The organism is Micromonospora sp. CPCC 205558 (genome assembly GCF_036902955.1).
In the GTDB taxonomy this organism is placed as follows: Bacteria; Actinomycetota; Actinomycetes; order Mycobacteriales; family Micromonosporaceae; genus Micromonospora.
Genome location: NZ_JBAKHR010000002.1, coordinates 276,596 through 291,474 on the forward strand (window position 1 = coordinate 276,596; position 14,879 = coordinate 291,474).

The 14,879-nt window shown below is 71.6% G+C and carries 14 protein-coding genes; 5 read left to right on the top strand and 9 right to left on the bottom strand.

The genetic code is table 11. The annotated features are described in order from the left end of the window. Window positions 1-36 precede the first annotated feature (36 nt). Together V6U86_RS03695 and V6U86_RS03700 are read right to left on the bottom strand one after the other, a co-directional pair. Entirely contained in the window at window positions 37-1,047 is a 1,011-nt protein-coding gene (locus tag V6U86_RS03695; protein WP_334498386.1) for an ABC transporter permease subunit, read from the bottom strand. Next, complete coding sequence (locus tag V6U86_RS03700) at window positions 1,044-2,042, bottom strand: ABC transporter ATP-binding protein (RefSeq protein WP_334498388.1); 999 nt, start codon at window positions 2,040-2,042, stop codon at window positions 1,044-1,046. The genes V6U86_RS03695 and V6U86_RS03700 overlap by 4 nt, the downstream gene beginning before the upstream one ends. Before the next feature lie 131 nt (window positions 2,043-2,173). Between V6U86_RS03700 and V6U86_RS03705 the strand changes: the two genes are divergently transcribed. Together V6U86_RS03705 and V6U86_RS03710 are read left to right on the top strand one after the other, a co-directional pair. After that, window positions 2,174-2,962: an ABC transporter ATP-binding protein gene (locus tag V6U86_RS03705; protein WP_442934870.1), complete on the top strand. Its 789-nt coding sequence runs from the start codon at window positions 2,174-2,176 to the stop codon at window positions 2,960-2,962. A 23-nt stretch (window positions 2,963-2,985) separates the two neighbouring features. Then, entirely contained in the window at window positions 2,986-3,882 is an 897-nt protein-coding gene (locus V6U86_RS03710; RefSeq protein ID WP_334498393.1) for a ribokinase, read from the top strand. 40 nt (window positions 3,883-3,922) lie between these two features. On the opposite strand, the gene V6U86_RS03715 is transcribed toward V6U86_RS03710, so the two are convergent. From V6U86_RS03715 to V6U86_RS03725, 3 genes are all read right to left on the bottom strand, one after another. Beyond that, on the bottom strand, window positions 3,923-4,546 hold the full coding sequence (locus V6U86_RS03715; RefSeq protein WP_334498395.1) for a hypothetical protein: 624 nt from the start codon (window positions 4,544-4,546) through the stop codon (window positions 3,923-3,925). A 49-nt stretch (window positions 4,547-4,595) separates the two neighbouring features. Continuing rightward, window positions 4,596-5,075, bottom strand: coding sequence for a DUF6232 family protein (locus V6U86_RS03720; RefSeq protein WP_334498397.1), 480 nt, complete (start codon window positions 5,073-5,075; stop codon window positions 4,596-4,598). A gap of 330 nt (window positions 5,076-5,405) precedes the next feature. Next, complete coding sequence (locus V6U86_RS03725; RefSeq protein WP_334498399.1) at window positions 5,406-5,885, bottom strand: DUF6232 family protein; 480 nt, start codon at window positions 5,883-5,885, stop codon at window positions 5,406-5,408. Window positions 5,886-5,983: 98 nt separating this feature from the next. Between V6U86_RS03725 and V6U86_RS03730 the strand changes: the two genes are divergently transcribed. Beyond that, a complete protein-coding gene (locus V6U86_RS03730; protein ID WP_334498401.1) occupies window positions 5,984-6,757 on the top strand; it encodes an enoyl-CoA hydratase/isomerase family protein in 774 nt (257 codons plus the stop codon). Between the two features lie 12 nt (window positions 6,758-6,769). On the opposite strand, the gene V6U86_RS03735 is transcribed toward V6U86_RS03730, so the two are convergent. Then, the gene (locus V6U86_RS03735; protein ID WP_334498403.1) at window positions 6,770-7,795 is read right to left on the bottom strand and encodes a helix-turn-helix domain-containing protein; all 1,026 of its coding nucleotides are present in this window, start codon (window positions 7,793-7,795) and stop codon (window positions 6,770-6,772) included. 200 nt (window positions 7,796-7,995) lie between these two features. Here V6U86_RS03735 and V6U86_RS03740 point away from each other — a divergent pair, with 200 nt between their 5' ends. Further along, the gene (locus V6U86_RS03740; RefSeq protein ID WP_334498405.1) at window positions 7,996-11,892 is read left to right on the top strand and encodes a kelch repeat-containing protein; all 3,897 of its coding nucleotides are present in this window, start codon (window positions 7,996-7,998) and stop codon (window positions 11,890-11,892) included. 167 nt (window positions 11,893-12,059) lie between these two features. After that, window positions 12,060-13,682, top strand: a complete 1,623-nt coding sequence (locus V6U86_RS03745; protein WP_334498407.1) for an acetolactate synthase — start codon at window positions 12,060-12,062, stop codon at window positions 13,680-13,682. A 48-nt stretch (window positions 13,683-13,730) separates the two neighbouring features. Here the strand turns inward: V6U86_RS03745 and V6U86_RS03750 are convergent, their stop codons facing one another. From V6U86_RS03750 to V6U86_RS03760, 3 genes are read right to left on the bottom strand one after another with little or no spacing between them, the layout of a single operon-like run. Then, window positions 13,731-14,147: a PLD nuclease N-terminal domain-containing protein gene (locus V6U86_RS03750; protein WP_334498410.1), complete on the bottom strand. Its 417-nt coding sequence runs from the start codon at window positions 14,145-14,147 to the stop codon at window positions 13,731-13,733. A 27-nt stretch (window positions 14,148-14,174) separates the two neighbouring features. Further along, window positions 14,175-14,480: a DUF202 domain-containing protein gene (locus V6U86_RS03755; RefSeq protein WP_334498412.1), complete on the bottom strand. Its 306-nt coding sequence runs from the start codon at window positions 14,478-14,480 to the stop codon at window positions 14,175-14,177. Beyond that, window positions 14,477-14,869 carry a YidH family protein gene (locus V6U86_RS03760; protein WP_334498413.1) on the bottom strand — a complete coding sequence of 131 codons (393 nt, stop codon included), beginning with the start codon at window positions 14,867-14,869 and terminating at the stop codon, window positions 14,477-14,479. Before V6U86_RS03760 ends, V6U86_RS03755 begins: the two co-directional genes overlap by 4 nt. Window positions 14,870-14,879 lie beyond the last annotated feature (10 nt).

The window sequence follows — 14,879 nt, forward strand, 5'->3', positions numbered from 1 at the left end:
GCCCGAAGGTGGCGCAAGCCCTCGGCGGACCGTGACTCAGATCAGGTCGCGGCGACGGAACACCGCGAACGCCGCAGCGGTCAGCCCGCCGGTCAGCCCGAGCAGCACCAGCAGCGCCGGGGCCCAGGTCAGGGTGTAGAGGCCCGAGCAGTAGCCGGTGCCCGAGGTGCCGGCACAGAGCCGCGGGTCGAAGAACCGTGATTCGCCACTGAGCCACGCTCCGATGTAGCTGGAGAGCATCAGCTGGTCCGACCGTCGAACGTCAATGATTTCCAGCACCAGACGGCCGCCCAGCTCCCACACCACCGCGTACGCCGCCGCCGCCCCCAGCGCCGCCGAGGTGTGCCGGCCCAGCGTGGCGATCGCGAAGCCCACGGCGGAGGCCAGCAGCACCAGCACCAGGCCCCGGCCGTGCACCGCGCCGAGCGAACGCCAGAAGTCGCCGTCCAATCGGCCCGGCAACCCAGTGCTCTGCCCGATCACCCAGAAGGTGGCGAGGTAGGCCGCCGACGCCAGCAGGGACAGGACCAGCACCGAGCCCAGCAGGGTGCCCAACTTGGCCGTGAGCACCGTCAACCGGCGCGGTCGCCAGAGCAGCAGATTCACCACACCGCCCGAGGTCAGATCCGCGCCGATGTAGGAGGCGCCCACCAGGAACCCGAACAGCACCAGGAACGCGATCAGGAAAGAGAGCAACGACTCGGCCTGGTCGGCGAAGCTGAACACCCCCGGCAGATAGTCGGCGGCGATCGGCAGCCGTTCCTGCCGGATCGGGTCGAGGTCCGCGCAGTCGGCGAAATACTCGCTCGTGTCGGTCGGCGACCTGTCCTTCATGCGGTCCAGGCACTCCTGGTGCGTGGTCTCCATGCTCCGTCGCGCGTCGACGGCCTGCTGCCGCGCCGAGTTCAGCTCACTGGCGGTCGGCTTGTGGGAGCCAGCCAGCGTGGTTGCCGCCGTGACGGCGAACGCGAAGACCAACAGGACGACCATGAGCTGCACGAAGCGGCGCGCGGACAGCCGCTCCAACTCGGCACGAACCAGGTTCACGCGTCCACTCCCCGATCGAGGTCGATCACAGCTTCATCGTGCGGCAGTGACGAGTCGTCGACCTGCCGGGGCACCGACCGATGCTCGTACGCGCCCGTCAGCTCCAGGAAGACGCTCTCCAGATCCGGCCGCAGCGGCGTCAGCTCGCTCACCCACAGCCCCTGCTCGCCGAGCACCCGGCTGACCACCGTCGGGTCACTCACCCCGCTCACCACCAGCGCCTCGCCGTCGACGACAGCCGTCAGGTCGGCCGCGTGCAGCAGCTCGGCGGCGCGCTCCGGCTCGGTCACCCGCACCAGGTACTCATGCCTGTCGTAACCCGCCAGCACCTCGTCCACCGGGCCGGCCGCCACCCGACGTCCCCGCGAAATGATCGTGACGTGGTCGCAGATCAGCTGGATCTCGCCCAGGATGTGACTGGACACCAGCACCGTCACACCGTTCGCCGCCAGCGACCGCATCAGGTCCCGCATCTCCCGGATGCCCGCCGGATCCAGCCCGTTCGCCGGCTCGTCCAGGATGAGTAACCGCGGGTCCTTCAACAGCGCGGACGCCACCGCCAGACGCTGCTTCATGCCCAGCGAGTAGCCCTTCACCCGATCATCGCCCCGGTCGTGCAGGCCCACCAGATCCAGCACCTCGTCCACCCGCGAGACCGGCACCCCACCCGCGCGGGCCAGCAACCGCAGCGTGCGGTGACCGGTGAAGTTGCCGAAGAACTGTGGGCTCTCCACGATGGCGCCGACCTGGCCCGCCACCCGGGGCAGCAGTTCCGGCGACGGTTCGCCGAGCACGGTCATCCGGCCGCTGTCGGCGCGTACCAGCCCGAGCAGGGCCCGCAGGGTGGTGGTCTTACCCGAGCCGTTGGGGCCCAGGAAGCCGTGCACCTGGCCCGCCTCGACCAGCAGGTCGAACCCGTCCACAGCCACCCGTCGGCCGCTGCGCAGGCTGTGGAAGGTCTTCCGCAGACCCTCGATCTCGATGACCGCGCTCATCCGCGCGGATCCGTACCTCGACGGGGCATGGGCCGTCCTTCGGGCTTGGTGATCAACGACACGGTGCTCCACCCTATGGCCGAGGTGCCGCCCATGGGGGGCACCCAGGCGATGCGTGGTTGGATGGTGCGGTGAACCCGGATCTGGTGGTCAGCCTCGACGGCGTCGGTGTACGCCGCTCTGGCACCGCCCTCCTACAGGACCTGACCTGGCGCGTCGAGTTGGACGAGCGGTGGGTCGTGCTCGGCTCCAACGGCGCCGGCAAGACCACACTGCTCAACCTCGCCGCCGGCCGGCTGCACCCCACCACGGGTGTCGCGCACGTGCTCGGCGAGCGGATCGGCCGCACCGACGTCAATGAGCTGCGTACCCGGATCGGGCTCACCACCGCCGCGATCGCCGAGCGGCTGCCCGCCGACGAGCGGGTCAGCGATGTGGTGGTGACCGCCGCCTGGTCGGTGGTCGGCCGTTGGCGGGAGAACTACGACCGTGGCGACGAGGCGCGGGCGCGGTCACTGCTGAGTCAACTCGGCGTCGGCGGTCTCGCCGAACGCCGCTACGGCACCCTCTCCGAGGGCGAGCGCAAGCGGGTGCAGATCGCCCGGGCCCTGATGACCGACCCGGAGTTGCTGTTGCTCGACGAGCCCGCCGCCGGGCTCGACCTGGGTGGTCGGGAAGACCTGGTCGCCCGGCTGGCCGAGCTGGCGTACGACCCGGACGCCCCGGCGATGGTGCTGGTCACCCACCACGTCGAGGAGATCCCGCCCGGGTTCACCCACGCGCTGCTGCTGCGCGAGGGCGGGGTTGTCGCGCAGGGGCTGCTCGCCGAGACGCTGACCGGTGACAACCTCTCCAAGACCTTCGGGCTGCCCCTGGTGGTCGAGCGGTCGGGCGACCGCTTCACGGCTCGCGCCGCCTGAGCGTCGGACAACCGGAGACAGTCGTGCCACAGACCCGGGTCGCCGTGGTGGGCAGCGCCAACATGGACCTGGTCGCGATGGCGCCCGCGCTGCCGCGACAGGGCGAGACCATCCTCGGCACCGACTTCGTGATGCTGCCCGGCGGTAAGGGCGCCAACCAGGCCGTGGCCGCGGTCCGGGCCGGCGCCTCCTGTGCCTTCCTCGGTGCGATCGGCTCGGACGCCTTCGGCGTCACCCTCAAGGCCCGCATCACCGCTGCCGGCGTGGACACCGATCAGCTGCGCGTGGTCTACGGTGCCTCCGGGGTGGCGCTGGTGATGGTCAACGCCCAGGGGGAGAACGCCATCGTGGTCACCCCGGGCGCCAACGACGCCCTGATCGGTCTCACCGAGGAGGAGTTGGCCACGGTGCGGGCGGCGGACGTCCTGGTCGCCCAACTGGAAATTCCGGTGCAGACCGTGACCGCCGCCGCGGTGGCCGCCCGCGACGCCGGCACCAGGGTCATCCTGAACGCCGCCCCGGCGCGGGACCTCCCGCCGGAGCTGCTCGCCGCGGTGGACCTGCTGGTCGTCAACGAGGGCGAGGCGCAGGCGCTCGCCGGTCGAGGTCGGGAGGAGCCCCGTGCGCTGCTCGACCTGAGCCCTCGGGCCGTGCTCACTCTCGGCGGTGAGGGTGCCTGGTACGTCGACCGGGACGGCACCCAGGTGCACGTGCCGGCGGTCCGGGTCGACGTGGTCGACTCCACAGCCGCAGGTGACGCGTTCACCGCCGCGCTGGCCGTCGGCTGGGGCGAGGGGCGCGACCTGGTCGACGCGGTGCGCTGGGCATCGGCGGCCGGCGCTGCCTGCGTCCGCAAGCTCGGCGCGTCGGTGGCGCTGCCACAGCGCGCCGAGATCGACGAGCTGTACGTACCCGTCTGACCGCACGCCCGGCCCTCCGCCCACCCGGGCTGGCGAGCGCTCAGCCGGCGGGCTCGTCGGCGAGCTTCTCGCCGCGTCGGCGCAGCATGCCCAGCCCGGGGATGCCGGCCACGGCGAGCTTGAGGTCGCGGGTCACGTCGAGCAGGTCGTGCAGGTCGGGCCCGACCCGGTCCAGCGTGGCCAGGATCGGCAGGATGTCGGCCGTCAGGTGTTCCTTGAGCTTGGGCAGCTCGTCGATCAGGTGGATCGCGGCGGTGATCTCCTCGTGGCTGAGCTGCTCGACGAACCGTTCGGTCATTGGTGCGGCCCGACGCAGCGCCGGCTCGTACGCCGCCAGCAGCTCGGCCGCCGTGGCGGCGGCCTCCGCCGCGGTGCCCACGGTGACGGCGGCCCGGTCGGCCACCCCGTCCGCTTCGGTGACCACCGTGGCGGCCGTCCGGGTCACCCGCTCGGCCTCGGTGAGCACCTGATCGGTGCGGTCCAGGGTCGTCTCGATCCGGTCGACCACGCCGTTGATCCGGGCCAGCAGCGCTTCCACCCCGTCCAGCACCGCGAAAGCGCGGGCGGGCACGGCGGCGAACGAGGCGGCCGAGCCGAGCGCCTGGTCGACAGCGGAGCGGGTCAGGCCGACCACTGCGGACGGGGTGGGGAGGGGAATCGCCATGGGATCAAGTGTGCGTCGGCCGCACCACAACCGCCCGTTGAGCCTGGCATCAATGATCTCCCTGCTGTTCGACGGCGCGCTGCACGGCCCGGTAGATCTGCCCGAACCGAAGCGCGTCCGGGGTGCGCACCAGCAGGTCCTCGCGCCCGTGGTGCTGCACCCACAGTTCGTGCACGTGGCTGCCCCGTTCGTAGGAGCGGTCCAGCCAGCCGAGCGGGATCTCCAGGAACGGTGCCAACGCGAGCGCCCCGACCGCGCAGGCGGCGAGAATGATCAGCGCCAGCTGCCAGTTGCCCCGGTCCTGAGCCGACCAGGCCAACGACAGCACGCAGACCACGGCGACCAACGGTGGCAGCGAGAGCAGCAGGACCAGGACACCGCGCCCCAGCACACGGCCGCGTACGGCGAGGGTCTTCTGCCCCCGTGCGTGCCACACGAACGTCACGTCGGACAGGGCGATCACGTGACCCCCCGCCCGGATCGACTCGGATGTCACCTGCACCGCGTCGTCCCGGTAATAGAGGGTCATCACTAAGCCTAACCACCGCCAGGCAACCCTCGCCTCGTGTGTCCCATCGTGAGCGCGGCCGGGACGCGGGGTGGTGGGGTCGTCCTTTGGAGCTGAATCGTCTACGACATCGCGGGCTCTCCCGCTCCCAAGAACCCTGGCCGAAGCGGCGTCTCCCCGCCTGATTCGTTTGCGACATCAGCTTCAAAGGCTCGCGGCACCCCGCCCGCGCTGACGCCTCGGCCTCGAACAGCCGCTCCTTGAGCCGAGGTGCGGCAGCTGGCACGAGCAGCGTTGCCACCGGCGACGGCGTGGCCTCCCCGATCAGGTTGTGTCGGAGGTCAGGCGCTCTCAGCGGCGGATGCCGGGGCGGGCCGGCTGGCTGTGCTCGACCGCGCGCTGCACGGCCCGGTAGATCTGCCCGAAACGCAGAGCGTCACCGGTGCGCAGCAGACGCACCGGTTGGCCGCGCCAACGCGCCCAGATCTCCAGTTGGCGGCTGCCCCGGGCGTACGAGCGGTCCAGGTGTTCGAAGAGGAAGTCGGCCACCGGCCCCACTGCCAACCCGACCAGCACCGACGCGCCGACGATTGCGATCGTCACGGTGGGTGAGCGGTGCAGCCAGACGGCCAGGCCGATGCCGAGCACCGCCGCGACCAGTGGGCCGGCGAGCGCGGCACCGAGGGCGCCCCGCCCCACCAGCACGCGCCAGGAACGGGTGCCACGGCGGTGCCAGATCATGGTGATGTCGGCCAGCGCGTAGCTGCGACCGTCGACGCGGACGCTGGTGGAGGTGACCTGCACTGATCTGTCGTCGTAATACGTGACCATGGTTGGACTCCCGCCCACGGGGCTGACACCACACTACTTACCCAAACGAGCCGGGTCGTAAGGTTGGCACGCGACTTCGACGAGGAAGTGAGGGCAGCGTGGGCGAGTTCGTTCGGCTGGAGACCACTGACGGCATCGGCACGATCCGGCTGGAACGGCCGCCGATGAACGCGCTCAACACCCAGGTGCAGGAGGAGTTGCGCGCCGCGGCCACGGCCGCCACGGCCGATCCCGAGGTCCGCGCCGTCATCGTGTACGGCGGGGAGAAGGTCTTCGCCGCAGGCGCGGACATCAAGCAGATGGCCGAGATGTCGTACGTGGACATGGCCGAGCGGGCCGCGAACCTGTCCAGCGCCCTCGGCGCGATCGCCCGGATCCCCAAGCCGGTGGTCGCCGCGATCACCGGGTACGCCCTCGGCGGCGGCTGTGAGCTGGCGTTGGCCTGTGACTGGCGGGTGGTCGCCGAGGACGCCAAGCTCGGCCAGCCGGAAATCAAGCTGGGCATCATCCCGGGCGCCGGCGGCACCCAGCGGCTGGCCCGCCTGGTCGGCCCGGCCCGCGCCAAGGACCTGATCATGTCGGGGCGGATGGTGGACGCGCAGGAGGCGCTGCGGATCGGCCTGGCTGACCGGGTCGCCCCGGCCGCGGAGGTGTACGACACGGCCGTCGCGCTGATCACCCCGTACCTCACCGGGCCGGTGCAGGCGCTGCGCGCGGCGAAGCTGGCGGTCGACGGCGGCCTGGACATGGATCTGAACTCGGGCCTAGCCTGGGAGAGTCAGCTCTTCGCGGCGCTGTTCGCCACCGATGACCGGCGGGAGGGCATGGCGGCCTTCGTTGAAAAGCGCAAGCCGGGCTTCACCGGCCGCTGATCGACCCGGGGGTCACACCCAACCCCGCCGGACCGCTTCCATCCCGGCCTGGAATCGGGTCTCGGCACCGACCATCGCCATGATCCGATGGACGTGTCGGTGCACGGTCCGCACGCTCCAGCCCAGGGTCCGGGCGATCCTCTCGTCGGTGGCCCCGCCGGCCAGCAGTCCGAGGAGTTCGATGTCGCTGTCGGTGATCCGGTCCGGCTGCTCCTCGGTGGTCGGGCCGCCGCCGTCCTCGACCCGTTCGAGCGGGCCGTTCCGCCCGCCGCCGACGGAGCGGTTGATGGCGACGGCCCGCTCCCAGAGCGCCTCGAACAACCCGCCGACCGCGTCCAGCAGCGACGACGGGTGGACCAGGTACGCGGCGTCGGTCAGTTGCCCGGCCGCCATGACGGGGATGAGCGCGAACCGGTCGTCGCAGAGCAGCATCTTCATCGGCACGTTGCTGGCGACCCGGGCGCGTTCGCCGGACTGGATGCCCCGCCAGATCTCCGCCATCCGCCCCGGAATGGACAACGCCGACCGGTCGTAGATCACCCGGTAGGTCAGGCCACGGTCGGCGAGCTGCTGGGTCTCCTCGGTGTTGCCGCTGGTCGGATTGTCCAGGTAGGGCGGTCGGTCCAGGCCGCGGATCTGCACCCGCGCCTCGCGTTGCAGTCGGATGAGGGTGGCGCGGAGGTTCGCGGCCCCCTCGATGACCTCGACCAGCTCGGCCGGGTGTCGCCCCGGCCCCTCACGCCGCCGGATGTCCTTGGCCAACTCGTCGGCGTGCCGGCGCAGCCGGAGCAGGTCGCGTTCCTGCTCGGCGATCAGGAAGGTCGCGACCTGGTCGGGTGACGTCGCCGCATAGCGGGCCGGGCGTCCGGGTAGCCGGCTGGCCAGACCTCTGTCGACCAGGCGGCCGAGCGCGCTTCTCAACTGCGACCGGGAGAGCGCGACGTCACCGAGGAGGTCGTTGAGCGTCGCCTGGCGTCGAAGGGCCAGCGCCTCGTACACGAGCCCTTCGGGCTCGGGCACGCCCACCGCATGCCACATCCGAAGCCTCCGTCGGAAACCGGCCAGCTGTCCGGAACATGAATGTCCCGGATCATTGTCCGTGCTTTCGCGCCCATGCCAAGATCACGCCTCGACGTACGCCGGTTTCGTGTCAGGGATCACGCCCGGCCTGGCGGGTGGTGCGTTCGCGGCCTCAACGGCGAGCCGTGTCCATGAATCTTCTGTTAAGGAGTAACTGGATGGTTGAGCCCTTACAGCGGAGGCGGGCCCACAAGGGTCGTCTCCGTGGGCTGGTCGTGGCAGTGACGCTGTCGCTGCTCGCCACCGCGCTGCCCGGCACCCGGGCGCAAGCGGCCCCGACGCCCGCGCCGTCCCCCTCCGCTGACTGGGCGGCGCTGCGGTACACGCCGGCGGGTTGCAACACCGCCACCGCCGCCGAGGCCGGCCAGGACGGCCCGTGGGCCCGCTGCTTCGCCGTCGGACTCTCCAGCCAGGACAGCCAGCGCAGCCAGAAGACCACGTCCCCGCCGGCAGGCGCCCTGGGGCCGGACGACATCAAGTCCGCCTACAAGCTGCCCTCGGGCGGCGCCGGACAGACCGTCGCCATCGTCGGCGCCTTCGGGTACGCCGCCGCCGAAGCCGACCTCGCGGTGTTCCGCGCCCACTACGGGCTGCCGCCCTGCACCACCGCGAACGGCTGCTTCCGGAAGGTCGACCAGTACGGCGGGACGAACTACCCGGTCGAGGACGAGGGTTGGTCGATCGAGGCCGCTCTGGACCTGGATGCCGTCTCGTCGGCCTGCCCGAAGTGCGACATCCTCCTCGTGCAGGCCGACGACAACGGTGGGGAGAACCTCGGCCGCGCCGTCGACACCGCGGCCCGACTCGGCGCGGTCGCCATCTCCAACTCGTACGGCGTTCCCGGCGAGAAGTACTACCAGGGCTACTTCCAGGCCCACTACGACCACCCGGGCGTCGTGATCACGGTCGCCAGCGGTGACATCGGCAACGTGCAGAGCTACCCGGCCACCCACCCGAACGTGGTGTCGGTCGGCGGCACCCAGCTGACCCGCGACCCCTCATCCCCCCGCGGCTGGTCGGAGACCGCGTGGACGGCGGCGGGCAGCGGCTGTTCCCTCTACGAGGCGAAGCCCGCATACCAGGCCGGCATCGACACGCGCTGCGGTGACAAGCGTGCCAGCGCCGACATCTCCGCCACTGCCGCGCCGGAGTCCGGCCTGGCCGTCTACAACACCCTCGGCCAGGACGGCTGGGCGCAGTGGGGCGGAACGTCACTGGCCGCCCCGCTGGTCGCGGCGATGTACGCGCTGGCCGGCGACCCGGTGCCCGGCACGTACCCGGTGACCTACCCCTACCGTAAGGAGAACGCCGCCGGTCTCTTCGACATCACCCAGGGCTCCAACGGTTACTGCGGCGACCTGCGGTGCAACGCCGGTCCCGGCTGGGACGGGCCCACCGGTCTGGGTAGCCCCAACGGGGTCTCCGCGCTCACCCTCGGCGTGGCCGGGGAGGTCAGCGGAACGGTGCGCAGCGGCAAGAACTCGTACGGCAAGCCGGAGGGCCCGCTCGCCGGCGTCCCCGTCACCGCCACGGACTCGAACGGCGCGACCTACGACGCGGTGACCGACGAGCAGGGCCACTACCGCCTGTTCGCCCCGGCGGGCACGTACGACGTGGTGGCCAGCGAGTTTGGCTACCAGGCACCGAAGCCGGCCAGGGTCACCGTCGCCGCCGGAACGAACGTGACCCGGAACCTCACGATGACCGCGGTCGAGACCCGGCGGGTCACCGGTGTCGTCACCGACGCCTCCGGGCATGGCTGGCCGATCTACTCGAAGGTCTCCATCGACGGCTACCCGGGCGGCGCGGTCTTCACCGACCCGTACACCGGTCGGTACGACGTCGAGCTGCCGGTCGGCTCCTACACCCTGCACGTGTCCCCGGTCGACATGCCCGGGTACGTGACGAGCACGGTGTCCGCCACCGTCGGCCCCGAGTCGAACGGTGGGGCGAGCGACATCCGGAAGAACGTGAAGCTCGCGATCGACGCCTCGACCTGCGCGGCGCCCGGGTACGCCTGGAACTACCAGGGTGTCAGCACCGACTTCACCGGCTGGGCCGGTGGGCCGAAGGACGGCTGGCGGGTCACCGACGAGTCCGGAGCGGGCCAGACCTGGCGCTTCGACGACCTCGGGAAGCAGGGCAACCTGACCGGCGGCACGGGCGAGTTCGCCTCCGTCAACACCTGGGTGCAGTTGGGCGACATCAACTCGGCTCTGGTCACGTCGTCGATGGACCTGCGCGGCATCACCAACCCGGTGATCGGTTTCGACACCGACTTCGGCTCTTCCAACTACGGCGTGCAGAAGGGGTTCGTGGAGTTCAGCCTGGACAACGGGGCGAGTTGGAAGGAGGCGTACCGCTTCCCGGACGTTCCGGTACGCGGGCACCTGGAGATCCCGGTCCCGCAGGCGGCGGGGAAGTCCGGTGTGCAGGCGCGGTTCCGCTACGAGGGCCGTTACTCCTACTGGTGGCAGCTGGACAACGCCTTCGTCGGTAAGCGGACGTGTGCCGCCGTGCCGGGCGGGATCATCGCCGGACAGATCCGGGACGACAACACGGGTGGGGCGCTCACCGGTGCCACGGTCTCGGCCGGCGCCGACCTGGCGGCGAAGGCCACCAGTGTGGACACTCCCGACGACTCGGCCCTCGACGACGGCTTCTACTGGCTGTTCGCGGCGGGCGACGGTCAGGTGCCGATGACCGTGACCGGTCTGCGGTACGCCGACGCCACGGGGAAGTTGAAGGTCAGGGCCGACCGGGTCGTGCAACGGGACTGGCTGCTGAAGAGCGGACGGCTGACCGTCGACGAGTCGGAGCTGTCGTTCTCCGTCAAACCGGGTCGTTCCGCCACCCACGAGGTCCGGCTCACCAACGACGGTGAGCGGCCGATGACGGTCCGGCTGGTCGAGCAGGACCGCGGTTACACCAGCGACGAGAAGCTCGTCGCCGCGCGTTCGGCCCAGTCGCCGTCGCAGCAGGTGGCGGACGGCAGCGCGTGGGTGAGCATGCCTGACCTGCCGATGCCGGCGGCCGACAACGTGGTCGCCGACAACGACGGCACCGTGTATTCGGTGGGCGGCTCCAGCTACGAGTACACCCTGCGGGAGGGGTGGGTCTTCGATCCGCAGGCCCGGGCCTGGAAGCGGATCGCCGACCTGCCCGAGCCGCGCACCGCCGCGGTGGGTGGCTTCGTCGACGGCAAGCTGTACGTGGCCGGCGGCCTGGGCTCGTTGGGTGAGATGGCCACCACCACGTTCGCCTACGATCCGATGACCAACCGCTGGTCACGCCGGGCGGATCTGCCCAAGGGGGCGTACAACGGCGCGGCGGTGTCGCTCAACGGCAAGCTGTACGTGGTCGCCGGCTGCGGTGATGACGGGTGCAACCCGCCCTCGAAGCGGGTGTACCGCTACGACCCCGACGTCGACCGGTGGACCCCGCTGGCCGACTACCCGCAGGCGGCGGCCTTCCATGCCTGCGGTGCGACCGGCGACGGGCTGATCTGCGCGGGTGGCTACCTGCCGGCCCTGCGGGACGCGATTGCGGCGGCGTACCGCTACTTCCCTGAGTCGAACACCTGGGTGCCGGTGACCAGCCTGCCGGTGTCGGGCTACGGCATGACGGCCGCGAGCGTCAACGGCAAGCTACGGATCATGGGCGGCATCTACGGGAGCGCCAGCTCGGCTCAGGTGCGCGAGTTCGACCCGGCGACCGGGCTCTGGTCGAGGCTGCCGGACCTGCCCCACGCCGGGGCGCGGGGCGGCGCGGCCTGCGGCACGTTCCAGGTCGGCGGTCTGGACATTGAGGGCGACCTCTCCACATCCGTGTACCGGCTGCCCGGTGGCGATTCCTGCATCCGAGGCACCGACGTGTCGTGGCTCTCGGCGAACAAGACCGAGCTGACCATCCCGGCGGGTCGGACCGTCACGGTCCGGGTGTCGGCAGCCGTCCCCGCCATCGCCGGAAACGGCGAGTACGCGGCGCGGCTGGCGTTCGAGACCGACACCCCGTACCGGACCGAGCCGGTGGCGGTGGTGCTGAAGACGCGCTGACACCTCAGCGCTGACCGACCGCGCCCGCCTGGTGGAGGACCCCACCAGGCGGGCGCGGCCGTTTCGGTGGCGCTGAGCTGGACGGCTTCCGCCAGCCGGGGCCACGGTCGGGGCGATAGGTGACTGGCCGGTAACCTGTGATCCCGGCCACGGACGATGGGAGCGACATGACGGAGCGGATCGAGGGTCACGGCGGCGAGTTGGCGCTCGCGGCACTACGCGCGCACGGCGTACGGGAGATGTTCACGCTGTCCGGTGGGCACGTCTTCCCGCTCTACGACGCCGCGTACAAGACCGAGTTCCCGATCTACGACGTCCGGCACGAGCAGTCCGCGGTCTTCGCCGCCGAGGCGGTGGCTAAGCTCCAGCGCCGCCCCGGCCTCGCCGTGCTCACCGCCGGACCCGGCGTCACCAACGGCATCTCCGGCATGACCAGCGCGTTCTTCAACGCCTCGCCGGTGCTGGTGCTCGGTGGCCGCGCGCCCGCGTTCCGCTGGGGGTCGGGCAGCCTGCAGGAGATGGACCACCTGCCGCTGGTCGCCCCGGTCACCAAGCACGCCGAGACGGTGTTCAGCACCGACGACATCCCGCGTGCGGTCGGTGCGGCGCTGCACGCCGCGCTCACCCCGCACCGCGGCCCGGCCTTCCTCGACTTTCCGCTGGAGACGGTCTTCTCGGTCGCCGAGGCCGAACTGCCCAGCGTGACGGGTGTCGACCCGATCGCGCCGGACCCGGAGGAGGTCGGCCGCGCCGCGCTGCTCATCGCGGGGGCGCAGCGGCCGGTCATCATCGCCGGCTCCGACGTGTACGCGGGCGACGCCGTCGCCGCCCTGCGCGAGGCGGCCGAGGCGTTGCAGGTGCCGGTCTTCACCAACGGCATGGGTCGCGGCTCGCTCCCGCCGGAACACCCGCTCGCGTTCGCCAAGGCCCGCCGGGCCGCGCTCTCCGGCGCCGACGTGGTCGTGGTGGTGGGCACCCCGCTGGACTTCCGGCTCAGCTTCGGTGACTTCGGTGACGCCAAGGTGGTGCACATCGTCGACGCCCCCAGCCAGCGGGCGACGCACGTGCAGCCGGCCGCCGCCCCCGCCGGCGACCTGCGCCTGATCCTCTCCGCGCTGGCCGACCACTCCGGTGACCGGGCTGATCACTCCGACTGGATCGCCGACCTGCGCGTCGCCGAGGACGCGGCGAAGGCTCGGGACGCCGCCGAGATGGCCGCCGAGACCGACCCGATCCGCCCGGCCCGGATCTACGGCGAGCTGCGTCGGGTGCTGGCCCCGGACGCGATCACCATCGGCGACGGCGGTGACTTCGTGTCGTACGCCGGGCGGTACCTGGAGCCGGCCCAGCCCGGCACCTGGCTGGACCCGGGCCCGTACGGCTGCCTGGGCACCGGCATGGGTTACGCGATGGGGGCCCGGGTCAGTCACCCGGACCGGCAGATCTGCGTGCTGATGGGCGACGGTGCGGCCGGCTTCTCGCTGATGGACGTCGAGTCGCTGGTCCGCCAGAAGCTGCCGGTGGTGATCGTCGTCGGCAACAACGGCATCTGGGGGTTGGAGAAGCACCCGATGCGGGCCATGTACGGCTACGACGTGGCCGCCGACCTCCAGCCGGAGCTGCGCTACGACACGGTGGTCAGCGCGCTCGGGGGAGCGGGGGAGACGGTCGCCAAGGCAGCCGACCTGGGCCCGGCGCTCCAGCGGGCGTTCGACTCCGGAGTGCCGTACCTGGTGAACGTGCTCACCGACCCGACTGACGCGTACCCCCGGTCGTCGAACCTGGCCTGAGTCGCACCCGCCGCCGCCGTCGCCTCTGCGCCGGCGGCGGCGTCGCGGTCACACCTCCGGTCGGTCACCCTCACGCGGCGGCTCACCGTCGCGGCGGCGCAGGTCGTCCTCGCGCCGCCGCAGGTCTTCCTCCCAGCGGCGGAAGAGCTCCTGGTCCTGCTGCTGGGCGCGTTCCTGCACGGAGCGCAGGAACTCCGGATCGTCGTCGGGGGCCACCGGCCGGGGGCGCTGCCGCTCCGCGCCGCCGGCGCCGCCCGGCCAGCCCTTGCGGGCGCCGGGGTCGGTCACCCGGCCGGCGACGAACCAGGCGATCGAGCCGACCAGCGGGAAGAACAAGATGATCAGCACCCAGGCGATCCGGGGCAGGGCGCGGATCTGGCCCTCCTCGGCGGAGAGACAGCTGATCAGCGCGCAGACCGCGAGGACGATCTGCACCAGGAAGAGGAGTACGCCAAGCCGGGCCATGCACCCATCATGGCGCACCGAATCCCGTCACCACAGTCCGCGCGACACCAGCAGCACTCCCAGTAACGCGAGCACCACAGTGCCCACCGTGACCAGGGGCAGCGTGCGGCCGCCGGTGCGGGCCGGACCGGTGCCGGTGCCGCGGGGCCAGCAGAGCACCAGCAGGGCGCCCCACACCAGCACGGTCCCGCCGGCGATCAGCGCGTCGGTCGGGTCGCCCGTCGAGGCCAGCCGGACGGCGAGCACGGTCACCACGGTCACCGTGAGCAGGGTGCGCCGCCAGGCCAGCCGGGTCCGCTCCGCTTGCAGCCCGGGGTCGCGTCCGGTGCTCACCGTCCGCCGACCGCCCGCATCAGGACGGCGACCACCAGCAGCAACGCGCCGACGCCGACGGCGAGCGCCAGGATGGCGGGGAACCGGGACGCGGGCAGCTCCTGACCGAGCCGGATGGCCCGCTCGGTACGCGCCCAGTGGTCCACCGCGCGGATCGCGACCGCCGCCCCGAGCAGCAGCAACGCCACCGCGATCACCTCCCGTAGGTGGCTCATCGGCAGGGGTGGCAGGAACTGGGCGGCGGCCAACCCGCCGCCGACCAACGCCAACCCGGTGCGAAGCCAGGCGAGGAAGGTGCGTTCGTTGGCCAGGGAGAAGCGGTAGTCCGGCGGTTCACCGACCGAGCGCAGCTCCGCCGGGTCGAACCACCGCCTGATCGTCTTCCACACGGTGCCGATT